This is a genomic window from Gordonia sp. Swx-4, assembly GCF_030316175.1.
GTDB classification, from domain to species: domain Bacteria; phylum Actinomycetota; class Actinomycetes; order Mycobacteriales; family Mycobacteriaceae; genus Gordonia; species Gordonia alkanivorans.
In genome coordinates, this window is record NZ_CP128197.1 from 2,794,124 (window position 1) to 2,815,839 (window position 21,716).

Sequence of the window (21,716 nt, forward strand, 5' to 3'; positions counted from 1 at the left end):
TCTCACGCCTGCGAGGGTCCGGACGTGCCCGGATCCTCGTCGTCAGGATCCTCCGGGTCGTCGTCGTCCTCGTCGACGAGGAAGCTCGGATCGGTTTGCGCCGCAAGGCTGTTGAACACCTCGGGGTCGATGAAGTCGATCGACTTGCTCAGCTGCGCATCACGCTTGTAGCCGTTGGTGCGAACGCACAGGTGGCCTTCGGGGTCGAGCGGTTCGCTGCACAGCGGGCACGGCTGGCGGCCGGCCGAGATCACCTTCGACGACCGGGCGGCGAATTCCCGTGCGGCCGTGGTGGTCAGGAACACACGCACCGCGTCGGGTCCCTCGTCGGTGTCGTCGAGTACGACGCTCTCGTCGAACTCCCCCTCGGTGATGGCGAGGAGTTCCACGACGACGGCCTCGGACTCGGCGTCCCAGCCCAATCCCATGGTGCCGACCCGGAACTCGGCGTCGACGGGCATGACGAGCGGGCTCAGGTCGCCGACCCGATCGGTCGCCGGCGGGATCGGCGTCCCGAACCGGCGATGGATCTCGTCGAGCAGCGCACCGATCCGGTCCGCGAGGATCTGGACCTGCTGCTTCTCGAGCATCACGCTGATGATGCGGGTCTCGTGGACGGCCTGGAGGTAGAACGTGCGGTCACCGGGTTGCCCGATCGTGCCGGCGACGAACCGGTCCGGGCTGCGGAACACGTGGATCGCTCGGGACATCACACCTCCTTGATTGTTGAGTTCACTATCCCGATGTCGCCGGGATCGTCGCAGTGGCACCGGTGTCCCCGCCCACGACGGCGTCGTCGGAGGACTGCTGGTCGTCGCCGGTGGGCGGACGCGGGGTCGGTATCGAGAGCTTCTGGGTGTTGTTGACGGTGTGCACGTACGGACGCGACGAGGCGTAGCGGATCACGCTGATCGACGCCGGTTCGACGACGATGCGCTGGAAGGCGTCGAGATGGCTGCCCATGGCGTCGGCGACGATCGACTTGATGACGTCGCCGTGCGAACACGCGACCCACACCCCGGAACCGTCCGGCCCGCCGTAGACGCGGTCGAGTTCGCGAATGGCGCGCACCGCCCGCGCCTGGACGTCGGCGAGACCCTCGCCGTCGGGGAAGACCGCGGCCGACGGCTGCTGCTGCACGACCTTCCAGAGCGGCTCGGAGAGCAGCTCGGAGATCGAACGTCCGGTCCAGCCGCCGTAGTCGACCTCGGCGAGGTCGTCGACGACGACCTCCGGCGGGCGGTCGCCGTTGGTGCCGAGTGCGGCGAGTAGCGGTGCGACGGTCTCCGCACAGCGGTCGAGCGGCGAACGCACGATCGCCCTGATCTCGGCGAGGTGGTCGCCGAGGCGGCTCACGAGGTCGTCGGCCTGTTCACGGCCCCGGTCGTCGAGGTGGACTCCGGGGCTACGACCGGCGAGCACACCCGAGGTGTTCGCCGTCGAACGGCCGTGCCGGAGAAGGATCACGGTCATGCCACAACCATAGGCATGTGCGCAGGCGACCCGCACACGACGAGGACCGCCGCGAACGTCAGGTCGCGGAGATGGCGCCGGTGGACAGCAGGATGATCAGGAAGACACCGAGGACCACGCGGTAAGCGCCGAACCAGTTCATCGAGTGATTGCTGACGAACTTCAGCAACCAGGCGATGGCGGCATATCCGACGATGAACGCGACGATCGTCGCGACCAGCAACTGGGGCCCGGTGGCCTCCATGCCCTCGCCGCTCGGATTGAACGCGTCCGGGAGGCTGAACAGGCCGGAGGCCGTCACCGCGGGGATGGCCAGCAGGAACGAGAACCGGAACGCGGCCTCGCGTTCGAGGCCGAGGAACAGACCCGCGCTGGCGGTCGCACCCGATCGGGAGACCCCGGGGATCAAGGCCATGCACTGTGCGCCGCCCATCACCAGACCGTCGCGCAGCGTCAGCTTCTCGAGCGGGCGCTGCTTCTTGCCGTAGCGTTCGGCCAGCCAGAAGACACCGGCGAAGACGATCAGCATGATCGCCACCAGCCACAGGTTGCGGCCGGTGGTGCGTATCTGGTCCTTGAGGACGAAGCCGATGATGCCGATCGGGATGGTCGCGAGGATCACATACCAGCCGATGCGGTAGTCGAGGCTGCGCTCCTCCGCGTGGAACAGGCCACGGAACCAGGCCGCGATGATGCGGACGATGTCCTTGGCGAAGAACAACAGTACGGCCGCCTCGGTGCCGAGCTGGGTGACCGCGGTGAACGACGCCCCGGCGTCCTCGCCGAACATCAGTTCCGAGGCGATACGGAGATGCCCGGACGACGAGATCGGCAGGAACTCGGTGAGACCCTGCAGCGCCCCGAGGACGATCGATTGGGTCCAGGTCATGGTGTCGGTCACGGCGCCCGATGCTACGCGGCGACCCGCCCGCCGACCCGGCTCGGCGACACGCGTCGACCCGCCTGAGCATCGCGCGCGACCGGTCACGCAAGATGGGTCCATGCACTCGTCTCGACGACCGCGCCCCCGTCACCAGCCCCCGAGAGGTCTCGCACGGTTGCGGCGCCCGGTCGCCGCGGCGGCGACCCTCGCCGTGGGTGTGGCGATGATCACGGCATGCGGGTCCGACGAATCCGGCACCCCCGACGTCCCGACCGTCGCTCCGGCGACCGCGGTCGAGGCGCCCGCGACCTCCGAGCCGGCCGGCCTGACGGTCCCCGCACCCGCCGGCTCCCGGGCACTCGCCTCCTCGGGTCGCACGGTCGCCGTAGTCTCGCCGGACGGCAGCCGACTGCTCCGCTTCGACGCCGCCACGATGACCGCGCCACCCACCCCGATCCAGGTGCCGGGCCTGACCGCGCTCGCCGCGGACACCGACGGCGGCTACCTCGGTGTCGGACCGGGTTCGCTGGTCGTCGTTGATGCCGAGGGCCGGGCCCGTACCACCGGAATCGACACCGACGAACCGACCGCGGTCGTGCGCGCCGCGTCCGGTGAGATCGTCGTGGGAACCGCCGACGGCCGGGTCCTGATCTACGACGCCGGGTCCGAGAACGGTGAGTTCCAGAAGAAGCACGACCTGCGCGAGTTCGTCCGTGTGGACTCGCTCACCGCGGCCCCGGCATCGGCTGAGGGCCTCGACGGCCAGGTCGTCGTCCTCGACCGTGCACAGTCGTCGGTGACCCCGATCGACCCGGAGTCGGGCGAGACCGGGCCTGCCCTACGTGCGGGCAACGGCGCCACGACCTCGACGGTCGACCGATTCGGGCGCATCCTGGTCGCGAACACCCGCGACGGCGAGATCCTCGGATTCTTCGGGTCACCGCTGGTCATGCGATTCCGCTACCCGGTGGCCGATGGCCCGTACGCCGTAGACTACGACGACACCCGAAACCTGCTCTGGGTGTCGACAACCGGGAACAACGAGGTGGTTGCGTATGACCTGGCCGACGGCGAGCCGACCGAGATGCAGCGGTTCGCGTCCGTGGTCCAGCCGGACACCATCACCGTCGACGATGCGGGCACCGTCTATGTCCTCTCGGCACGCGACGGCAAACTCCAGGTCGTCCCGCCGCCCGGCACCCCTCTCGGTGTCACGGCGGTCGAGCCCGGTCGGTGACCATGGGTTCTGACCGACGGCCCCATACGCGGCATTCACGGACCTTCGCCCGCGTCGGCGCGCAGTACCCCGCCGGCTGGGAGGTCACCTCGGAGGACGTCGAGTACATCCTGCTGAAGCTGCCGCCGGACGTCACCCGGGTGACCGCGTCGATGCGTCTCGCGCTCGAGGCCGAGTTCGGCGGCTGGGAGCTGTCGCGGGTCCGCCTCTACTCCGACGGCACACGCAAGATCCTGCTCAAGCGCAAACGTCCGCCGCGCGGGGCCCGCGCGCTCGACGAGAACCGTTCCACCGACCACGATCCCCGGAGCGCCCAGGCATGCTGACCGCACGAACCGCCACCAAGGTGCTGATCGCACTCAACCGGCGGTGCTATCCCCTGCTGCTCAAGCTGATGTTCCTGCTGCCGCCGGAACGCATCCACCACATCGTCTTCGTGCTGCTGCGCGCGGTGAGCCGGTTCTCCGTCCTCTCCTTCCCGGTGGCCAAGCTGCTGGCCCACCACGATCCGGTCCTGCGTAGCCGTGTGTTCGGTGTGGATTTCCCGGTGCCCATCGGCCTGGCGGCCGGTTTCGACAAGACCGCCGACGCCGTGAACGCCTGGGGGCAAATCGGTTTCGGCTTCGCCGAGATCGGCACTATCACCGGCCAGGGACAGCCCGGCAATCCCCGGCCGCGCCTGTTCCGGCTCCCCGCCGACCGTGCCCTCATCAACCGGATGGGCTTCAACAACCCCGGTGCGCACGTCGCCGCCGAACATCTCAAAGAGGTCCGGCGCGGTCCGGTGTCCGCCCCGATCGGCGCCAACATCGGCAAGACCAAGGTGGTTCCGCTCGACGAGGCCATCGACGACTACCGGCTCTCCGCGGGCCTCCTCGGGCCGCTCGCCGACTTCGTCGTGGTCAACGTGAGCTCACCCAACACCCCCGGCCTGCGTGACCTGCAGGCTGTCGACTCGCTGCGGCCGATCCTCGCCGCGGTGCAGGCGGAGGTCCACGTCCCGGTCCTGGTGAAGATCGCACCCGATCTCGTCGACGACGACATCGACGCGGTCGCCGACCTCGCCGTCGAGCTCGGACTGGCCGGCATCGTCGCGACCAACACCACCATCGGCCGCGAAGGTCTGCGGACTCCGGACGCCGAGGTGCGCGAAATCGGTGCGGGCGGACTGTCCGGTGCCCCGTTGGCCGACCGGTCGCTCGCCGTCCTCAAGCGGCTCTACAACCGCGTGGGCGGGAAGATCGCGATTGTCAGTGTCGGCGGCATCGAGACCGTCGACCAGGCCTGGGAACGTATCTGCGCCGGCGCCGATCTGCTCCAGGTCTACACCGGGTTCATCTACGGCGGACCGCTGTGGCTGTACGAGTTGCACTCCGGTCTCGCCGAGCGGGTCCGAGCAGGCGGGTTCGCGTCGATCTCCGACGCGGTGGGTTGCGCCGCCGCCCAGCAGCCCTAGCGAATTGCTCTGACAACAAAGGCGTCCCGACCTCCAGTGGTCGGGACGCCATTGTCGTTGTTCTGCTTCTCAGACGTTCTCGCCGGGCTGTTCGTAGGTGCCGACCAGGGTCGCACGGGCGATCGCGTGGGAGAACAGGTTGAAACCGAGGTAGGCCGGGGTGGCCGCCTCGGGCAGGTTCAGCGACTCGGTGTCGACGGCGTGCACGACGACGAAGTAGCGGTGCGGGCCGTGACCGGGAGGCGGTGCGGCACCGATGTAGCGGCGCAGCGAGGCGTCGTTGGTGAGCGTCACGGCACCGTCGGGCAGGCCCGAGCCGTCCTCATCACCGGCGCCCTCGGGCAGGCTGGTGACCGACACGGGGATGTCGGCGACGGCCCAGTGCCAGAATCCGGACGCGGTGGGTGCGTCGGGGTCGTAGACGGTGACCGCGAAAGACTTGGTCTCCGCGGGGAATCCGGACCAGCTCAGCTGCGGTGACAGGTCATCTCCACCCGCGCCCATGATTCCGCTCACCTGACCGTTGGCCAGCGGCGAGCCGTCGGTGAGGCTTTCCGAGGTCAGCGTGAAACCGGGCAGACTCGGTAGCGGGGAGTACGGGTCGAAGGACGACATGTGTTCACCTTTCTGACGTTTCGCGCATCGGAACGATCTGTCCAACACTCTATGTGAGCGTTCAGCTGTGGAGCAGGAAGTGTTCGAACACCTTGGTGCCGAACAGAACCGCGTCGACCGGCACCCGCTCGTCGACTCCGTGGAAGAGCGCCGCGAAGTCGAGGTCGGGCGGCAGTTGCAGCGGCGCGAAGCCGAAGCACCGGATCCCCAGCTTGGCGAACGCCTTGGCGTCGGTGCCGCCGGAGAGCATGTAGGGCACCGTCTTTCCCAGCTCGTCGTGGGCGAGGATGGCGTTGTTCATGGCGTCGACGAGGTCGCCGTCGAACGTCGTTTCATACGAATCGAGGTGGGTGATCCACTCACGGGTCACATTGGGCCCGATGAGCTCGTCGATCTCCTTCTCGAAGGCCTTCTGCCGTCCGGGCAGCACGCGGCAGTCGATGACGGCTTCGGCTTTCTGCGGGATGACGTTGGCCTTGTATCCGGCCTTGAGCATGGTCGGGTTGGCGGTGTCGCGCAGCGTCGCGCCGATGATGCGGGCGAGATCGCCGAGCTTGAACAGCGACGTCTCCAGATCGGGTGCGTCGGGGCTGAAGTCCAGTCCGGTCTCGGCGCTCACCTCGGCGAGGAACTGACTCACCGACTCCGTCATCACGAGCGGGAAGGTGTGCCGACCGATCCGTGCCACGGCCTCGGCCACCTCGGTCACCGCGTTGTCGGCGTGCAGGAATGAGCCGTGACCTGCACGGGCCTCTGCGGTGAGTCGCATCCAGCCCAGGCCCTTCTCCGCCGTCTCGACGAGGTACAGGCGCTTCTGGGTGCCGTCCGGTCGGTCGACGGTCAGGGAAAAGCCACCCACCTCGCCGACCGCCTCGGTGATCCCCTCGAAGAGGTCGGGCCTGTTCTCGACGAGCCAGTGGGCACCCCAGGTGCCGCCGGCCTCTTCGTCGGCGAGGAAGGCGAAGACGATCTCGCGCGGCGGGACGGTGCCGTCGCGCTTGAACTGGCGGGCCAGCGCAAGCGCCATGCCGGCCATGTCCTTCATGTCGACGGCACCGCGTCCCCAGATGTAGCCGTCCTTGACCGCACCGGAGAACGGGTGGACGCTCCAGTCCGCCGGCTCGGCGGGCACGACATCGAGATGGGCGTGGATCAGGAGGGCACCGCGGTCGGAGTCAGGCGGTCCGGCGAGGCGTGCGAAGACGTTCCCGCGGCCCGGACGACCCGATTCGACGTACTGTGTGGTGTATCCCACTTCCTCGAGTTGCTGCGCCACCCATTTGGCGCACTCTTCCTCGCCTTTCGTGGTTTCCGGCTCCCCCGTGTTGGAGGTGTCGAACCGGATCAACCGGCTGACGAGATCGACTACTTCAGTGGTCGCAGACTGTGAAGACACCCCTCACTCCTACGGGATTTGGGATACACGGGCAACCTCGGTTAGTGTTATCCCGCTGCCGCGAGATGGCGGGGAGAAATCCCCTCCGGAGCAACGCAGCAAAGCAAGTCCGAGTGGCGGAATGGCAGACGCGCTAGCTTGAGGTGCTAGTGTCCTATTAACGGACGTGGGGGTTCAAGTCCCCCCTCGGACACCGCAGAACAACGAGAAAACCCCCGGCTCCGGCCGGGGGTTTTCTCGTTGGTTCACCCTGATCGGAGGTCAGGTGCCGGCGGTCTCCAGCAACGAACCCCAGGCGCGCGAGTACGGCAGGGCGATGGAGTTCTCCACGAAGGCCTGCAGGATGGCGCGTCGCAGCCGGCGCTGCACGGCCCACTGCCCGTTCGGCTTGGTCTTGACCGTCAGGCGCAGGACGACCTGATCCGAGGACACCTCCTGCACACCGAGCATCTCGATGGCTCCGAGGATGTCGGTGTCGTCCTCCTCGACGGCCAGACGTGCCGCCTCGGCGGCGACCCGCTGCGCCTTGTCGATGTCGGCGCCCGGCGCAACCGGGGTGTCGACGCGTGCGACCGCGAACTCCTGGCTCATGTTGCCGACGCGGGCGATCTCGCCGTTGCGGACATACCAGAGGGTGCCGTCGATGTCGCGGAGCGTGGTGACGCGCAGACCCACGGTCTCCACCTCGCCGATGGCCTCGCCGAGGTCGACGATGTCGCCGACCCCGTACTGGTCCTCGAGGAGCATGAACACCCCGGTGACGAAGTCGCGGACCAGATTCTGGGCACCGAAGCCGATCGCCAGACCGACGATTCCGGCCGAGGCGATGAACGGCGCGATGTTCACGCCGAGGACACTCAGCACCGACAGCACCACCCAGACGAGCAACACGATCGACACCGTCGACTTCAACACCGAACCGATGGTGGCGGCCCGCTGCGCGCGCCGGGCGGCGATCTGGGCGCTGCGTTCGGTCGTCACCGTCTTGGGCCGCAGACCGCGCATGAGGGTCGCTCCACGCGACTTCTCACCGTCCCGCGAGCGTGGACGGGTCGCCCGGTCGATGGTGCGGTGAATGGCGAAACGCACGACGAGTGCGGCCAGGATGTAGGCCGCGATGCGGATCGGATTCTCGATGATCCATTCGCGATTCGTCTCGGTCCATTCGAAGGCCAGGTTCTGAATGGTCATGACCCCGACCGTACGGACGTTGAATTCGTTGTCCAGTCGGGATCGACCCGAGAGCGTCGGTGTCGACGCCGAAAACCGTTGTCAGCCTGCGCGGAAGGTGACGACGTTCTGATCGAGGATCATCCGGTCCTGCTGTGTGGAGACGGTCACACCGGGCGCCATCTCGAGCGGTACACCGGTGCCCTCCGAGGCGTCGAAGGCGGCGGTGCCGGCCACTCGGCCGGTGATCGTGAACAGGTCGGTGACACTCGGCACACCCTGGGACATCAGGAACGACGGCCCGTTCATGACGTGGACGTGCAGGTGGGGTGCGACCGAGTTGCCGGTGTTGCCGACCTTGCCGATGACCTCGCCGCGTCGTACCCGGTCCCCCGGCTCGAATCGCACCGAACCGGGTTGCATGTGGGCGTAGTTCACGAAGAACCCGTCGCCGATGTCGAGGACGAGGTTGTTGCCGTCGGCCTCGGCGATCGGCAGGTTCGCGGGGAACTCCCCCGGTACCTGTTCGGGCAGGTCGTTGCGGCTGGCGACGACGGAGCCGTCGGCGACGGCGAGCACGTCGTCGCCGAAGATCCGGTAGCTCGCCGGGTTCCTGGCCTCACCGACGAAGATCTTGCCGTCGGGTCCGGCCTGCTCCCAGTCCACCGCGTATCGCTGGGCGACGACGGGAGCGCCGTCCAACGGCAGGATCGCGCGCGTGTGCCGGACCGCGTCGCAGCAGGCGTCGGCGGCGATGTAGTGCTCGCCGATCAGGGGCGGACCCAGGACGGGGACAACACCGTCGTTCACCTCGACCTCCGCGATCCGCTCGGTGGTCTCCCGCATCTCCGGCGGCGCCCCGTCGGCACGGACCGAGATCTCGTGGACGAGCTTCGTCGGCGCCGCTCCCTCGAACTTCAGATGCAGGAACAGGACGCCGTTCTGCCCCGGTGCGAGCACGTCCGAGTATCCCTCGGGCACACCGGGTCTCGGCGGGACGGAGGGCGCCCCGGTGGGCTTGAGCCGTTCCCCGACATCGGCCTGGTCGAGGCCGAGCAGCTCGGGGGTACCGTCCACCCCTGCGTCGAGCGCCTTGACGCCGGTGATGGTCACCGGGGTGCGCATGAAGTTGGTCAGCGACACCTCGTAGACGAGGTGATCGGCGCCGTCCGACCCGGCGAACGGCGTCGGAGCGAACATCACCGACCCAACGACCGGGGTGAGGACCGGGTCGGGCGGAACCGGTACCGCCGTACCATCTCCGTTCTCCTCGCCGCCGCCACAGGCGGACAGGACGAGCGCTGCGCACACCCCGAGGACCGCGAATGGACGTCGTGGTGTGTGCATGTGCGTTCCTCCGCGGCCGCGCCGACGGCGATCCGCCCCGGCTTCCTGCGTCGGAATACTAGGGATCCCCGGGGCGACCCTCCGCACACCGGGCACAATTGTGACGTGACCCAGCGCCTGTTCTTCGACTGCGACACCGGCATCGACGATTCGGTCGCACTCCTCTACCTGCTGGCGCGCGCCGACGTCGACCTCGTCGGCATCGCCTCGACGGCCGGCAACGTCCCCGTCGACGTGGTCACCACCAACAACCTCGCCTGGCTCGAACTCTGCGGCCGCCCGGAGGTCCCCGTTCACGTCGGGCCGGCCGCGCCGCTCGTCGCCGAACTCATGACGACCGAGGACACGCACGGACCGCTGGGGGTCGGTCACGCGACGCTGCCCACCCCGACCAGCACGCCGAGCCACCTCGACGCCCCGGATGCGTGGATCGAGGCGTCGCGCACGCACGACGGAGAACTGGTCGGGCTGGTGACCGGTCCGCTCACCTCGCTGGCGACCGCGATCCGCCGGGACCCCGCACTGCCCGCCCGCCTCCACCGCCTCGTGATCATGGGCGGGGCCTTCCACACCCACGGCAACACGACGCCGACCTCGGAGTGGAACGTCGCCGTCGACCCGGAGGCCGCCGCCGAGGTCTTCGCCGCATTCGGTACCGACGGCGCGCCGGAGCCCATCGTGTGCGCGCTGGATCTCACCGAACAGGTCGTGCTGACCCCCGGCCACGTGGTGCGCCTGTCCGCCGCAGCGGGGAGTTCGCCCCTGGAACGCCCTGACCCGGGCGACGAACGGGGTCTGCGCTCGGTCGCGGACAACGAGATCATCCGGCACCTCACCGACGCCCTGCGCTTCTACTTCGAGTTCCACCACGACCACGACGAGGGTTACATCGCCCACCTCCACGACCCGTTCGCGGCGATGGTGGCCTTGAACCCCGACCTCGTCACGACCATCCCGGCGCGGGTCGACGTCGAACTCGTCGGCACCCTCACCCGCGGCATGACGGTCGCCGACGAACGCTGGATGTCGCCGCTCGGCCCGAACGCCCGGATCGCCACCGCCACCGACCTCGACGCCGTCTTCCACGACCTGATCGAGACGATCGGCGCCTTCGTCCGAAACCTCAGGCACGCACCCGCATAGGGTCGAACCGTGAGGCGACTCGGCTCAGATCGCCGACTTCACCTACCTGTTGTCGAAAGCGTCGACGATGCGCTGCGCGGCGAGTGCCGGCGTCAACACACCTTCGCGCAGCTCGTCCTCGACCTCGTCGCGGATGTCGCGGACGCTGGGCGACTCCGCGAGCCTGCTGAGCACGATGTCGTGGACCATCGACCACGTCCAGTCGATCTGCTGCTGGTTGCGGCGGGCGGTGAACTCGCCGGCCTCCCTGAGGGTCTGGTTGTGCTTGACGACCGTGTTCCAGAACTCGTCGACGCCGGTCTTCTCGATCGCGCTCATCGTCAGGACCGGCGGCGTCCACAGGGCGTCGTGCGGATAGATCAGCCCGAGCGCGTTGCGAAGTTCGCGCGCCGCACCCTTCGCCTCGTTGAGGTGCTTGCCGTCGGCCTTGTTCACCACGACCACGTCGGCGAGTTCCAGGACGCCCTTCTTGATGCCCTGCAACGAATCCCCGGTGCGGGCCAGCGTCAGGAAGGTGAAGGTGTCGACCATGTTGGCGACGGTGACCTCGGACTGCCCGACGCCGACGGTCTCCACGAGCACGACGTCGAAGCCGGCGGCCTCCACGAGCACGATCGACTCACGGGTCGCCTTGGCCACACCGCCGAGCGTGCCCGACGTCGGCGACGGCCGGATGTAGGCGTTCTTCTCCGTCGACAGGCGGCCCATACGGGTCTTGTCACCGAGGATCGACCCGCGGGTGCGTGTCGAACTGGGGTCGACGGCGAGAACCGCCACCTTGTGCCCGAGCTCGACCAGGTGCATGCCGAGCGCTTCGATGGTCGTCGACTTGCCAACGCCCGGAACGCCGGTGATGCCGACCCGGAACGAGTTGCCCGCGTGCGGGGTCAGCTTCAGCAGCAATTCCTGGGCGGCGGCCCGATGATCGGGGCGCTTGGATTCCACCAGGGTGATCGCGCGCGCCAGGTCGGCGCGGCGATCGGCCAGGACGGCATCGGCCAGCGCGTCGACGTCGACCCGACGCCGAGGACTGTCCGCCATCAGTTCGCGGCCACCCCGGGCAGCTCCAGGCCGAGGGTGTCGGCGAGCTTGCCGATGAGCTCCACGGCCGAGTCGGCGATGACCGATCCGGGCGGGAAGATCGCGGCGGCGCCGGCCTCGTAGAGCTCGGCGAAATCGCCCGGCGGGATGACACCGCCGACGACGATCATGATGTCCTCGCGCCCCACTTCCTTGAGCGCCTCCCGCAGGGCGGGAACCAAGGTGAGGTGACCGGCTGCCAGCGAGGACACACCCACCACGTGCACGTCGTTGTCGGCGGCCTGGGCGGCCACCTCCTCCGGCGTGGCGAACAGCGGGCCCACGTCGACGTCGAAGCCGAGGTCGGCGAACGCCGTCGCGATGACCTTCTGGCCGCGGTCGTGGCCGTCCTGACCCATCTTGGCGACCAGCACGCGCGGCTGGCGACCCTCGGCCTCGGCGAACTGGCGCACTGCCTCGATGGCCGCGTCGATGTTGCTCACCTCGCCTGCCTCATGTCGGTACACCCCGCTGATCGTCTTGATCTCGGCCTGATGGCGACCATAGACCTTCTCGAGCGCCTCGGAGATCTCCCCGACCGTCGCCTGATGACGCGCAGCCTCGATGGCCAGGGCCATCAGGTTGTTCTCCATGCCACCCTCCGACGACGCCGCGGCGCGGGTCAGGTCGGCCAGGGCCGCCTCGACCGCAGCGGAATCACGCTGCGTGCGAAGGGTGTTGAGCTTCTCGAGCTGCTCGGCGCGCACCTTGGAGTTCTCGACCTTGAGGACCTCGATCTCCTCGTCGTCGGCCACCTGGTACTTGTTCACGCCGATCAGCGGCTGCTGACCCGAGTCGATACGGGCCTGGGTGCGGGCCGCGGCCTCCTCGATGCGCAGCTTCGGCAGACCCTCGTTGATGGCCTGCGTCATGCCGCCGGCCTCTTCGACCTCGCGGATGTGCTTGCGCGCCTTCTGCGCCAGCTGGTGGGTCAGCGTCTCGACGTAGTTCGAGCCGGCCCACGGGTCGATCGGGCGGGTGGTACCCGACTCCTGCTGCAGCAGCAGCTGGGTGTTGCGCGCGATACGGGCCGAGAAGTCGGTCGGCAGGGCGATCGCCTCGTCGAGCGCGTTGGTGTGCAGCGACTGGGTGTGACCCTGGGTCGCCGCCATCGCCTCGACACAGGTGCGGGCCACGTTGTTGAACACGTCCTGCGCGGTCAGCGACCAGCCCGAGGTCTGCGAATGCGTGCGCAGCGACAGCGATTTGGCGTTCTTCGGACCGAACTCGGCGACGAGCTCGCTCCACAGGAGACGCGCCGCGCGCAGCTTGGCCACCTCCATGAAGAAGTTCATGCCGATGCCCCAGAAGAAGGACAGACGCGGAGCGAACTTGTCGATGTCGAGACCGGCCTCGAGACCGGCGCGGATGTACTCGACGCCGTCGGCCAGCGTGTAGGCCAGCTCCAGGTCGGCGGTCGCGCCGGCTTCCTGGATGTGGTAGCCGGAGATCGAGATCGAGTTGAACTTCGGCATCTTCTGGCTGGTGTATTCGAAGATGTTCGAGATGATCCGCATCGACGGCTTCGGCGGATAGATGTAGGTGTTGCGGACCATGAACTCTTTGAGGATGTCGTTCTGGATGGTCCCCGCCAGCTTCTCCGGCGGCACGCCCTGCTCCTCGGCCGCCACGACGTAGAGCGCCAGGATCGGCAGCACCGCACCGTTCATCGTCATAGACACCGAGACGTTGCCCAGGTCGATGCCGTCGAAAAGCTGACGCATGTCGAGGATCGAGTCGATCGCCACACCGGCCATGCCGACGTCGCCGGCGACGCGCGGGTGGTCGGAGTCGTAGCCGCGGTGGGTTGCGAGGTCGAAGGCCACCGACAGACCCTTCTGGCCGGCCGCGAGGTTGCGGCGGTAGAAGGCGTTGGACTCGGCGGCGGTCGAGAAGCCCGCGTACTGGCGGATCGTCCACGGCTGGTTCACGTACATCGTCGGGTACGGGCCACGGATGAACGGCGCCTCACCCGGAACCGAGTCGAGCGGGTACGGGTGCTCGGCGTCGTCGAGGATCGCGTTCCGGTCGGTCCGGGTGTACACCGGCGCGACGTCGATCTGCTCGGGGGTGTTCCAGGTGACCTGGTCGACCGAGTAGCCGTGCGCCGACGCCAGTTCCTCGGTGACGGGCGCGCCCGGTCCGGCTGCTGCTGCCGCCGTTCCGTCGGTGAGCTCGACCCCGGCGAAGCTCGGGATCGACCGGGCCGAGTTGGATTGTGACAGTTTGGGTTCGGTCTGGGTCATGCCGTCGCTCCCGAGGTTGAGAGAAGCTGATCGAGGAGTTCGGAGAGCGTGCTCACCGCGTCGATGCCGACCCGCAGCGAACCGTCCGGACGATCGCCGGACTCGGGCCATTCCCGGTCCGGACCGGCGAGCAGGACCTTGGCGAGACCGGCCGCGCGGGCGGCGGCGAGGGCCGCCGGACCTTCCTCGGCGTAGCGGGCCTTGGTGCCGCAGATGACCGCGATCGGGGTGTTCGCACCGGCAAACGCGTCGCCGATCTGGTCGGCGGTCAGCGGACCCGGGTTGACGACGGTGATGCCGCCGGCACCCAGCAGGTTGGCCACGAACGTGGTGCGACCGTTGTGTTCGGCGACGCTGCCCAGCGGGATGAGCAGGATCGACGGGCGCGCACCCTGCTCGGCGAGCACCACATCGGACCGGTCGCGCAGCGCTTCGAAGGCACGGCCGACACGGGCCAGCTTCGGGGTTCCGGTGACCACGTCGGTCACGTTCGACGCCGGGACGCCCTGGGCGTCGGAGAGGGCCCGCTCGTCGATGTTCGGGAACTCGTTGACACCGGTGACCGAGATGCGACGGTGCGCGACCTCGGCGTCGCGGCGGGCCAGCGAGGCCTCGACCTTCTCGGCGATCCAGCCGTTGTCCAGGGCGGCGCGGTAGCCACCGGCGGCCTCGACCTCGGTGAAGACGGCCCAGGCGTTGGCGGCGAGGTCGTCGGTCAGCGACTCGACGAACCACGAACCGCCGGCCGGGTCGAGGACTCGTCCGATGTTGGACTCCTCGAGCAGCAGCAGCTGGGTGTTGCGGGCGATGCGGCGTGAGAAGGACGCACTCGAGGTGCGCTTGTCCGCCGGGATCGTCGCGTCGTAGGCCAGGACCGTCAGCTGGTCGGCGCCGCCGACACCCGCGCCGAAGGCGGCGATGGTGCTGCGCAGCATGTTGACCCACGGGTCACGCTGGGAGTACATCGACAGGTCCGTGACGCCGTGGGTGATCGCCCCACCGGCGTCGGGTGCACCGACGACCTCGGCCACACGGGCCCAGATCTTGCGCAGCGCACGGAACTTGGCGATCGTCGCGAACTGGTCGTCGTCGGCCGAGACACCGAAGGTGATCTGGTTCAGGGCCGCCTCGGCGGTCAGGCCGGCGGCGGTCAGGTCACGCAGGTGCGCCACCGCGGCGGCCACCACGAGGGCGAGTTCGAGGCCGTTGTCGGCACCCGCGGTTGCGAAGTCGCTGCCGTCGACGCGGAAGGTCCGGACCCCGACGGGGAGGTTCGACGCGGCAAGCGCCGTGGCCTCGTCGGCGTCGACCGTGGCCCGGCCGGAGAACGCCGCGGTCAGCGGCGAGAGCCCGAAGGAATGCGTGGTCGCCGCGGTGGGAGCGGCGGCGACCGGTGCGGCCTGCGCCTTCTCCTTGAGCGCCAGCAGTTCCCGGGCGGCGGCGATGCCCTCGGTGCCGGCGTCGAGCGTCACCGGCACGAGGTCGAGGTAGACGCCGCGCAGGACGGCGGCGAGGTCGGTGACACCGAGACCGCCACCGGGCTTGCCGACGGACAGCCAGAGTCCGCTGGTGCCGTTGGTCATCGCCTCGAGAACGAGTTCGTTGACGTCCTCGGCCGGGGTCTCGTCGTCGCCGAACCGCTCGGTGACGCGCCACCCGGTGGTCACGTCACGGGCGGGATCGGCGCCGCGGACGAACGGGAACCGGCCCGGCAGGCCGGGTTCGGTCGTCTCGTCGCGACGTGTGTACAGCGGCCGGATGGTCAGCCCGTCGGCGGTGTCGGTCGAGAGCAGGGCCTCCGGTGTATCCGGGAGCTCGTCGACGTCCACCCGACGCGATTTCGCCAGAACGGCCGCGGCGGCCTTCGACCACGCCTGGTAGGCGCCATCGAGATCTGACTCGGGTTTGGGCTGGTCAGTTTGCTGTGGCATGTGGGGAAGCACACCTCCGTGAATGCTCTGTGCGAGCGCGTACACGACCTTAGCCGATCGCTCGCTCGGCCCATCACCGAGGTCGGCGTGAAATGGACCACGCAACGGGTGCGAGCAGGTCGCGACGTCGAGGCGCCCCGTGCAGTCCGGAGTAGAGTGTCCGGGTGCCCGAGCCAGCTCCCGTCACCGAGGTGACACCCGACGCGACGGGCAGCCGACGCCGCGTCACCTTCGACCGGCGGGTCGTCCGGCGCGCACTCGTCGCAGCGGCGGTCGTGGCCCTGGTCCTGCTCGGCTCCTACTTCATCCCGCTCCCCTCGATCGGCAGCGTCCGCGCCTGGGGCGACGACCTCGGTCCGGCCTTTCCGTGGCTGTTCTTCACGGCGTACGCCGTTGTCACGATCGCCCCGATCCCCCGCTCGACCTTCACCGTCATGTCCGGGATCTTCTTCGGCCCCGTCGTCGGCTTCGTGGGCGCGATGATCGCGTCGTCGATCGCGGCGGTCGCGGCCTTCGGACTCGTGCGTGTGCTCGGCCGCGACCGGGTGCGACCGTTTCTCAAGAAGCCGGTCGTCAAGGCCGTCGAGTACCGCCTGGAACGGCGCGGTTGGCTGGCCGTCGGCTCGCTCCGCCTGATCGCGGCCTGTCCGTTCTCCGTCGCCAACTACTGCTCGGCTTTGTCTTCGGTACGGCCACTGCCGTTCACCGTGGCGAGCATCATCGGCATGGCCCCCGGAACCGCGGCGGTGGTGATGCTCGGCGATTCGCTGACCGGCGACACCAACCCCGCGCAGCTTCTGATCAGCGGAGCACTCTTCGCGGTCGGGATCGCCGGACTGGTCCTCGACGCTCGGTTGCCGGTGACCACCGGAAGCCCTCAACCTCCCAGACTTGAGAAGGACGAATCAAGTTCTGATGATTGATCGGTCCAGCCAAAAGGCTTGATCAGTCCTGATCAAGCCAGTAGGCTTGTGTGATGTTCGTCATGACCGTCGACCAGCGCGGCAGCCGCACCGACATCGATCGCGTCGAAGCCGTGCTCGACCGGCTGCGCACCATCGACTCGGTTCGCCCCTTCGAGCGCACCGCGGGCGACGAGATCCAAGGCGTCCTCGACGACCCGGTGACCCTCGCACAGCTCGCCGTCGAACTGACCGCCGACGGTCACTGGAGCGTCGGCATCGGAACCGGCGACGTCGAACAGCCGCTCCCCGCCTCGACCCGCGCAGGCCGCGGAGCCGCTTTCCTCTACGCCCGGGACGCGGTCGAGGCGGCCAAGCGGCAACGCATACCGCTGTGTGTACGCGGCCCCGATGCCCGATGGTGCCGCCACGCACAAACCGCCGGCCGGCTGATCAGCGACATCGTCGCCACCCGAAGCGCTGCCGGCATCGAGGCGGTGGCACTCATGCGGCGAGGACTCACCCAGGCCGACGCGGCGGGCGTCCTCGACATCTCACCCCAGGCCATGAGCCAACGACTCCGCGCCGCCGGCTGGGATCTGGAACCCGATTCGCTGGACCTCCTCGCCGATGCACTCGCCGAGGCCGACCGCCTCCACGCCGTCGAGCAGGCGCCGGACGGGGAGGTCGCGCGATGACCGGGATCGCCCTCGTCCTGCTCGTGCTGACCGCCATCGCACCTGTGGGGTGGCTCGGGGTGGAGCGGCTCATGCGTGACCGCGCACTCGACGGTCTCACCGTGCCGCCGTCGGCGACGATCGTCCACGCCGTCGGACTCACGATTCTGCTGGGACTCGCCGGGGCGACGGCGGTCGTCGCCGCCACCGCCGGACCCGCAGCCGGGTTCCCCGCCGCGGCGGCGACGGTGATCGCGGCCGTGGCTGCGGTCACGGGTGGTGGCCCGGTGGTGCGGGCGGTCCTCAAACTGGGTGGTGTCCGGGCGAACCCGACGCCGACGCCTGACCCGGAGAGCCCCGATGACACCGAGACCCCGGACGACGCAGATACCGAACAGTCCGACCCGAACGAGGTAGGACCACTCCGGGGCGGCCGCGTCATCGGTCATCTCGAGCGGCTGGCCGTCGTCACGACGCTGATGGCCGGATGGCCGGAGGGTCTGGCGATCATCCTGGCGGTGAAGAGCCTCGCGCGCTATCCCGAACTACGTGCGCCGCAGGCGTCGGAGCAGTTCATCATGGGCACCTTCGCCTCGGTGCTCTGGGCGATCGGCCTCGCCGGGATCGCACACCTGGTCACCACCTGACGGCCGGTCTAACCCGGGGTGGTTCCGGTCTCCTCGATCGCGGCGCCGAGCGACGCATGACGTGACGACCGGCCCACACCGGTGCCGATCTCGGGGGCGACGGGTTTGCGGGCCACCGCCTCGGCCTCGGCAACGGCCTGCGCGACCTTGGGATCGGATGCCAGCGAGAACCAGTCCTCGGTCTCCGACTCGTCGACCTGTGAGGGCGGCGAGTCGGTCGGCTCGTACCGGAACACCCCGTCGTCGCCCTGGATGCCGAAGGACTTCGCGAAACCCTGGAGCGCCGAACCGAAATCGGAGGGCACCACCCAGACCTTGCTGCCCTCCCCCTTCGCCATCTCCGGCAACTGCTGGAGGTATTGGTAGGCAAGGAGTTCCGGGGTCGGCTTGGCCGCCTTGATCGCCGCGAAGGTCTTCTCGATGGCCTTCGCCTCGCCCTGCGCGTTCAGGTAGGCCGCCGCACGATCACCCTGGGCACGCAGGATGCGCGACTGCCGCTCCGCCTCGGCGGCGAGGATCGCGGCCTGCTTGGCACCCTCGGCGGCGAGGATCTGCGACTGCTTGTTGCCCTCGGCGGTCTTGATCGCCGACTCACGCTGACCTTCTGCGGCAAGGATCGTCGCGCGCTTCTCGCGATCGGCCTTCATCTGCTTCTCCATCGACTCCTGGATCGACGGCGGCGGCATGATCGACTTGAGTTCGACGCGGGCGACACGCAGGCCCCAACGGCCGGTCGCCTCGTCGAGCACTCCGCGCAGCTGCCCGTTGATGGAGTCGCGAGAGGTCAGGGTCTCTTCGAGGGTCATACCGCCGACCACGTTGCGCAGGGTGGTGATGGTGAGCTGCTCGACGCCGGCGATGTAGTTGTCGATCTCGTAGACGGCCGACCGCGGATTGGTCACCTGGAAGTAGACGACAGTGTCGATGGACAGGGTGAGGTTGTCCTCGGTGATCACCGGTTGCGGCGGGAAGGACACGACCCGTTCACGGATGTCGACCCGCGCGCGAATCCGGTCGATGAACGGCAGCAGCAGCGTCAACTGCCCTGACACGGTGCGCGTGTAGCGGCCGAGACGTTCGATCACCGCGGCCTCCGCCTGCGGGATCAGGGCCACCGATTTGACCAGTACCACCGCCACGAGCAGGACCAGCAGTACCACCACCACCAGGCCGAAGATCTGGAAATCGTCCACAATTCACCTTTCTCGCGAACCGTCGAGCAGGTCGGATCGAGCTATCAGACGTGCCACACCACCGCGGTCGCACCGTCGATCTCGACGACGGTCACATGGGTTCCGGGTTCGAGCACCTGTGCGGGATCGACCGACCGCGCCGACCAGATGTCACCGCCGATCTTCACGCGGCCGTCGTCGCCGTCGACCGTCTCGGTGACGACCGCCGGCTGCCCCTCCAGGGCCTCGGTGTTCATCAGCACAGAGGGGCGATTGAGCATGTGGCGCTTGGCAACCGGGCGCACCGCGACGAGCAGCAGCATCGACACCGCCGCGAACACCAGGCCGTCCACCCAGAGGGGCGGCTCCCACACGAAATCCACACCGGCCGCGGCCAAGGCACCACCGGCCAACATGAGCAGCACCAGTTCGCCACCGAACATCTCCGCGACCACCAGGACGATCGCGGCCGCCAACCACAGCAGGGCGCTCATGTGTCCAGTCTGCCAGAGATGTCCGAGCAGCCTCGGCGCGTTCGATGCGCGAGCGCGCGGATCCGACGCTAACCGGCCTCTTCGGCCGCGGTGACGAAGTCGATCAGTTCCTCCACCGATCGCAGGAGTGGCACTTCGAGGTCGCGGAAGCTGCTGACCCCGCCCAGCACCCGGCGCCAGCCGTCCCGCGGGTCGCCCCAGCCGAGCTCGGCACACACCCCGGTCTTCCAGTCGGTGCCGCGCGGGATCGTCGGCCAGGCCCGGATCTTGACCGAGGCGGGCTTCACCGCCTCCCAGACGTCGATGTAGGGATGCCCGCACACCAGCACGTGCTCGCCGACCTCTGCGGTGAGGTGGGCCTCTTTCGAACCGGCCACGAGATGGTCGACGAGAACGCCCGCGCGACGATGCGGCGCGGGCTGGAACTCGGCGAGCGCCTCGTCGAGGTTGTCGAGACCGTCGAGGCTCACCACGACCACGCCCTCGGCCCGCAGGTCGTCGCCCCACACCCGTTCGAGCAGGGTCGCATCGTGCACACCCTCCACGAAGATCCGGCTGGCCCGCGCGGTGCGAGCCCGGGTGCGGGGCGCGGCGCGGGAACCCGACGCCGTCATGGCGGGCTTCTGGGGTCCACGTGTGCGCGGCCGGACGAGGGTCACTGTCCGGCCGTCGATCAGGAAGGCGCCGGGGTTCATCAGGAACACGCGGGTCCGGCCGTGCCGGTCCTCGAGGCGGACGAGGTCACCGGCGTAGCTCTTCTCCAGGCCGACGACGGCACCACAGAAACCGGTCGCGGCGTCTTCCACGACGAGATCGCGTTCGGCCGCGACCTCCACCGGACGCGGCTTGGCCCGGCGTGGCTGAGACAGCACATCGCGCCCGTACCGGTCATCCATCGCGCTCCACCTCTTCGGTCCCTGGACATCTGCGCCCAACACCGTAAGCGCCCGGACTCCCGGCGGCGGGTTGCCACGCCCGGCGACCGGTCGGGGCCCGGCGGTATCCTGGCTCCTTGATGAATCGCAGCGACATCCTCCCCTCCACCGTCGCCTGGCCGACCTGCGCACTGGGCGCGTGGGCGGCCGCGTGGCTCGCCGGCCGCTGCTCCCCCGACGACGTGATCGAGGCGCTCGCCGAATCAGCCGACCGGCATGAGGTGTCGACCGAACAGTCCAGGTCCGCAACGGGATCCGGGAACCGCATGGTGAACCTGCTGGGTTCCCTGAAACCGGCCCGGCAGCTGGTGGTGCGCCTGCCCTCCACCGGCGATCCGCAGGGCCTGCCACCGCATCCTGCGACAGCGAAAGCGCTGGTCGCCGGCGAGGTACTCCTCGTCGACGACTCCGATACGGCCGGAACCCTCGCACTCGTCCCCGAGTTCTCCACTCTCGGCGTCGATCCCCCGTACGTGACGTGCCGGTGGACGACCTTCCGGTATGCGGATCGGCTGGACCTCGCCCACCTCGTGTCGTCCGGGCCGTCCGCCGGTGACCTGGAATACGATCTCCGGCAAGCCGTTCGCGATGCCGCGTCGATCATCGGCGGGCTCGGCGGACGCCGGTCGGTCGACGCCGGCGACCTCCGCAAGGAACTCGCGGCCCTCACCGCCCGGCATCGCGTCGCCCTGCCCCCACATGCGCTCGACACCCGCTCGACGCGCCTGATCGACACCGCCGCCCAGGTCGAGGCCATCGTCGATCTGGCGGGCGCCCGCCGGGTCGAGATCGGCGACACTGCGGGGCAATGGGATTCGGGCGACTCCGCCCTGCGCGGGTTGCAGACGCTCACCCGGACCGCACGGGCGGCCGCGGTCAATCACACGATCGGTGAGCTGCTCCGCCGCTGAC

21 protein-coding genes and 1 tRNA gene are annotated in these 21,716 nt (G+C 68.8%); 9 read left to right on the forward strand and 13 right to left on the reverse strand.

All coding sequences use genetic code 11. From position 1 onward, the window contains the following. Positions 1 to 2: 2 nt before the first annotated feature. The 3 genes from PWF70_RS12670 to PWF70_RS12680 are packed head-to-tail and all read right to left on the reverse strand — an operon-like array spanning position 3 to position 2,374. A complete protein-coding gene (locus tag PWF70_RS12670; protein ID WP_006360422.1) occupies positions 3 to 710 on the reverse strand; it encodes a DUF3090 domain-containing protein in 708 nt (235 codons plus the stop codon). A gap of 25 nt (positions 711 to 735) precedes the next feature. Next, complete coding sequence (locus tag PWF70_RS12675) at positions 736 to 1,473, reverse strand: MSMEG_4193 family putative phosphomutase (RefSeq protein ID WP_035751563.1); 738 nt, start codon at positions 1,471 to 1,473, stop codon at positions 736 to 738. A 58-nt stretch (positions 1,474 to 1,531) separates the two neighbouring features. Further along, positions 1,532 to 2,374 (reverse strand): undecaprenyl-diphosphate phosphatase, encoded by an 843-nt coding sequence (locus tag PWF70_RS12680; protein ID WP_006360424.1) that lies wholly within the window; start codon positions 2,372 to 2,374, stop codon positions 1,532 to 1,534. Positions 2,375 to 2,531: 157 nt separating this feature from the next. Between PWF70_RS12680 and PWF70_RS12685 the strand changes: the two genes are divergently transcribed. From PWF70_RS12685 to PWF70_RS12695, 3 genes are read left to right on the forward strand one after another with little or no spacing between them, the layout of a single operon-like run. Then, positions 2,532 to 3,593, forward strand: a complete 1,062-nt coding sequence (locus tag PWF70_RS12685; RefSeq protein ID WP_006360425.1) for a hypothetical protein — start codon at positions 2,532 to 2,534, stop codon at positions 3,591 to 3,593. Positions 3,594 to 3,595: 2 nt separating this feature from the next. Then, on the forward strand, positions 3,596 to 3,919 hold the full coding sequence (locus PWF70_RS12690) for a DUF5703 family protein (RefSeq protein ID WP_035751561.1): 324 nt from the start codon (positions 3,596 to 3,598) through the stop codon (positions 3,917 to 3,919). Beyond that, positions 3,913 to 5,049: a quinone-dependent dihydroorotate dehydrogenase gene (locus tag PWF70_RS12695; protein WP_006360427.1), complete on the forward strand. Its 1,137-nt coding sequence runs from the start codon at positions 3,913 to 3,915 to the stop codon at positions 5,047 to 5,049. Before PWF70_RS12690 ends, PWF70_RS12695 begins: the two co-directional genes overlap by 7 nt. A 69-nt stretch (positions 5,050 to 5,118) precedes the next feature. On the opposite strand, the gene PWF70_RS12700 is transcribed toward PWF70_RS12695, so the two are convergent. Together PWF70_RS12700 and PWF70_RS12705 are read right to left on the reverse strand one after the other, a co-directional pair. Beyond that, a complete protein-coding gene (locus PWF70_RS12700) occupies positions 5,119 to 5,664 on the reverse strand; it encodes a YbhB/YbcL family Raf kinase inhibitor-like protein (protein WP_006360428.1) in 546 nt (181 codons plus the stop codon). 61 nt (positions 5,665 to 5,725) lie between these two features. Further along, positions 5,726 to 7,060 carry a M20/M25/M40 family metallo-hydrolase gene (locus PWF70_RS12705; protein WP_006360429.1) on the reverse strand — a complete coding sequence of 445 codons (1,335 nt, stop codon included), beginning with the start codon at positions 7,058 to 7,060 and terminating at the stop codon, positions 5,726 to 5,728. Positions 7,061 to 7,167: 107 nt separating this feature from the next. Here PWF70_RS12705 and PWF70_RS12710 point away from each other — a divergent pair. After that, positions 7,168 to 7,253, forward strand: a tRNA-Leu gene (locus PWF70_RS12710). Positions 7,254 to 7,321: 68 nt separating this feature from the next. On the opposite strand, the gene PWF70_RS12715 is transcribed toward PWF70_RS12710, so the two are convergent. Together PWF70_RS12715 and PWF70_RS12720 are read right to left on the reverse strand one after the other, a co-directional pair. Next, complete coding sequence (locus tag PWF70_RS12715) at positions 7,322 to 8,251, reverse strand: mechanosensitive ion channel family protein (protein WP_006360430.1); 930 nt, start codon at positions 8,249 to 8,251, stop codon at positions 7,322 to 7,324. An 81-nt stretch (positions 8,252 to 8,332) separates the two neighbouring features. Next, complete coding sequence (locus PWF70_RS12720; RefSeq protein WP_035751558.1) at positions 8,333 to 9,577, reverse strand: M23 family metallopeptidase; 1,245 nt, start codon at positions 9,575 to 9,577, stop codon at positions 8,333 to 8,335. 105 nt (positions 9,578 to 9,682) lie between these two features. Between PWF70_RS12720 and PWF70_RS12725 the strand changes: the two genes are divergently transcribed. Beyond that, entirely contained in the window at positions 9,683 to 10,720 is a 1,038-nt protein-coding gene (locus PWF70_RS12725) for a nucleoside hydrolase (protein ID WP_006360432.1), read from the forward strand. Positions 10,721 to 10,762: 42 nt separating this feature from the next. Here PWF70_RS12725 and meaB read toward each other — a convergent pair whose 3' ends face one another. From meaB to PWF70_RS12740, 3 genes are read right to left on the reverse strand one after another with little or no spacing between them, the layout of a single operon-like run. Further along, positions 10,763 to 11,761, reverse strand: coding sequence for a methylmalonyl Co-A mutase-associated GTPase MeaB (meaB, locus tag PWF70_RS12730; RefSeq protein WP_006360433.1), 999 nt, complete (start codon positions 11,759 to 11,761; stop codon positions 10,763 to 10,765). Continuing rightward, positions 11,761 to 14,046 carry a methylmalonyl-CoA mutase gene (gene scpA / locus PWF70_RS12735; RefSeq protein WP_006360434.1) on the reverse strand — a complete coding sequence of 762 codons (2,286 nt, stop codon included), beginning with the start codon at positions 14,044 to 14,046 and terminating at the stop codon, positions 11,761 to 11,763. Before scpA ends, meaB begins: the two co-directional genes overlap by 1 nt. After that, the gene (locus PWF70_RS12740; RefSeq protein WP_006360435.1) at positions 14,043 to 15,977 is read right to left on the reverse strand and encodes a methylmalonyl-CoA mutase family protein; all 1,935 of its coding nucleotides are present in this window, start codon (positions 15,975 to 15,977) and stop codon (positions 14,043 to 14,045) included. Before PWF70_RS12740 ends, scpA begins: the two co-directional genes overlap by 4 nt. Before the next feature lie 164 nt (positions 15,978 to 16,141). On the opposite strand from PWF70_RS12740, the gene PWF70_RS12745 reads away from it, so the two are divergent. From PWF70_RS12745 to PWF70_RS12755, 3 genes are read left to right on the forward strand one after another with little or no spacing between them, the layout of a single operon-like run. Continuing rightward, the gene (locus PWF70_RS12745) at positions 16,142 to 16,900 is read left to right on the forward strand and encodes a TVP38/TMEM64 family protein (RefSeq protein WP_006360436.1); all 759 of its coding nucleotides are present in this window, start codon (positions 16,142 to 16,144) and stop codon (positions 16,898 to 16,900) included. Positions 16,901 to 16,953: 53 nt separating this feature from the next. Beyond that, positions 16,954 to 17,577: a hypothetical protein gene (locus PWF70_RS12750; protein WP_006360437.1), complete on the forward strand. Its 624-nt coding sequence runs from the start codon at positions 16,954 to 16,956 to the stop codon at positions 17,575 to 17,577. Next, the gene (locus PWF70_RS12755; protein WP_006360438.1) at positions 17,574 to 18,203 is read left to right on the forward strand and encodes a hypothetical protein; all 630 of its coding nucleotides are present in this window, start codon (positions 17,574 to 17,576) and stop codon (positions 18,201 to 18,203) included. The genes PWF70_RS12750 and PWF70_RS12755 overlap by 4 nt, the downstream gene beginning before the upstream one ends. 8 nt (positions 18,204 to 18,211) lie before the next feature. On the opposite strand, the gene PWF70_RS12760 is transcribed toward PWF70_RS12755, so the two are convergent. The 3 genes from PWF70_RS12760 to PWF70_RS12770 form a co-directional block, all read right to left on the reverse strand. Continuing rightward, positions 18,212 to 19,396 carry an SPFH domain-containing protein gene (locus PWF70_RS12760; RefSeq protein ID WP_006360439.1) on the reverse strand — a complete coding sequence of 395 codons (1,185 nt, stop codon included), beginning with the start codon at positions 19,394 to 19,396 and terminating at the stop codon, positions 18,212 to 18,214. A 44-nt stretch (positions 19,397 to 19,440) separates the two neighbouring features. Continuing rightward, on the reverse strand, positions 19,441 to 19,869 hold the full coding sequence (locus PWF70_RS12765; protein WP_035751548.1) for an NfeD family protein: 429 nt from the start codon (positions 19,867 to 19,869) through the stop codon (positions 19,441 to 19,443). 68 nt (positions 19,870 to 19,937) lie between these two features. Beyond that, a complete protein-coding gene (locus PWF70_RS12770; protein WP_006360441.1) occupies positions 19,938 to 20,765 on the reverse strand; it encodes a DUF3097 domain-containing protein in 828 nt (275 codons plus the stop codon). 119 nt (positions 20,766 to 20,884) lie between these two features. On the opposite strand from PWF70_RS12770, the gene PWF70_RS12775 reads away from it, so the two are divergent. Next, the gene (locus tag PWF70_RS12775; protein WP_035751545.1) at positions 20,885 to 21,715 is read left to right on the forward strand and encodes an Rv1486c family protein; all 831 of its coding nucleotides are present in this window, start codon (positions 20,885 to 20,887) and stop codon (positions 21,713 to 21,715) included. Position 21,716 lies beyond the last annotated feature (1 nt).

What these genes read in the sequence shown, in the direction of transcription:
- PWF70_RS12670 (WP_006360422.1), bottom strand. Translation starts at nt 710, where the DNA reads ATGTCCCGAGCGATCCACGTGTTCCGCAGCCCGGACCGGTTCGTCGCC.
- PWF70_RS12675 (WP_035751563.1), bottom strand. Translation starts at nt 1,473, where the DNA reads ATGACCGTGATCCTTCTCCGGCACGGCCGTTCGACGGCGAACACCTCG.
- PWF70_RS12690 (WP_035751561.1), top strand. Translation starts at nt 3,596, where the DNA reads ATGGGTTCTGACCGACGGCCCCATACGCGGCATTCACGGACCTTCGCC.
- PWF70_RS12695 (WP_006360427.1), top strand. Translation starts at nt 3,913, where the DNA reads ATGCTGACCGCACGAACCGCCACCAAGGTGCTGATCGCACTCAACCGG.
- PWF70_RS12700 (WP_006360428.1), bottom strand. Translation starts at nt 5,664, where the DNA reads ATGTCGTCCTTCGACCCGTACTCCCCGCTACCGAGTCTGCCCGGTTTC.
- PWF70_RS12715 (WP_006360430.1), bottom strand. Translation starts at nt 8,251, where the DNA reads ATGACCATTCAGAACCTGGCCTTCGAATGGACCGAGACGAATCGCGAA.
- PWF70_RS12720 (WP_035751558.1), bottom strand. Translation starts at nt 9,577, where the DNA reads ATGCACACACCACGACGTCCATTCGCGGTCCTCGGGGTGTGCGCAGCG.
- meaB (WP_006360433.1), bottom strand. Translation starts at nt 11,761, where the DNA reads ATGGCGGACAGTCCTCGGCGTCGGGTCGACGTCGACGCGCTGGCCGAT.
- scpA (WP_006360434.1), bottom strand. Translation starts at nt 14,046, where the DNA reads ATGACCCAGACCGAACCCAAACTGTCACAATCCAACTCGGCCCGGTCG.
- PWF70_RS12740 (WP_006360435.1), bottom strand. Translation starts at nt 15,977, where the DNA reads ATGCCACAGCAAACTGACCAGCCCAAACCCGAGTCAGATCTCGATGGC.
- PWF70_RS12750 (WP_006360437.1), top strand. Translation starts at nt 16,954, where the DNA reads ATGTTCGTCATGACCGTCGACCAGCGCGGCAGCCGCACCGACATCGAT.
- PWF70_RS12755 (WP_006360438.1), top strand. Translation starts at nt 17,574, where the DNA reads ATGACCGGGATCGCCCTCGTCCTGCTCGTGCTGACCGCCATCGCACCT.
- PWF70_RS12765 (WP_035751548.1), bottom strand. Translation starts at nt 19,869, where the DNA reads ATGAGCGCCCTGCTGTGGTTGGCGGCCGCGATCGTCCTGGTGGTCGCG.
- PWF70_RS12770 (WP_006360441.1), bottom strand. Translation starts at nt 20,765, where the DNA reads ATGGATGACCGGTACGGGCGCGATGTGCTGTCTCAGCCACGCCGGGCC.
- PWF70_RS12775 (WP_035751545.1), top strand. Translation starts at nt 20,885, where the DNA reads ATGAATCGCAGCGACATCCTCCCCTCCACCGTCGCCTGGCCGACCTGC.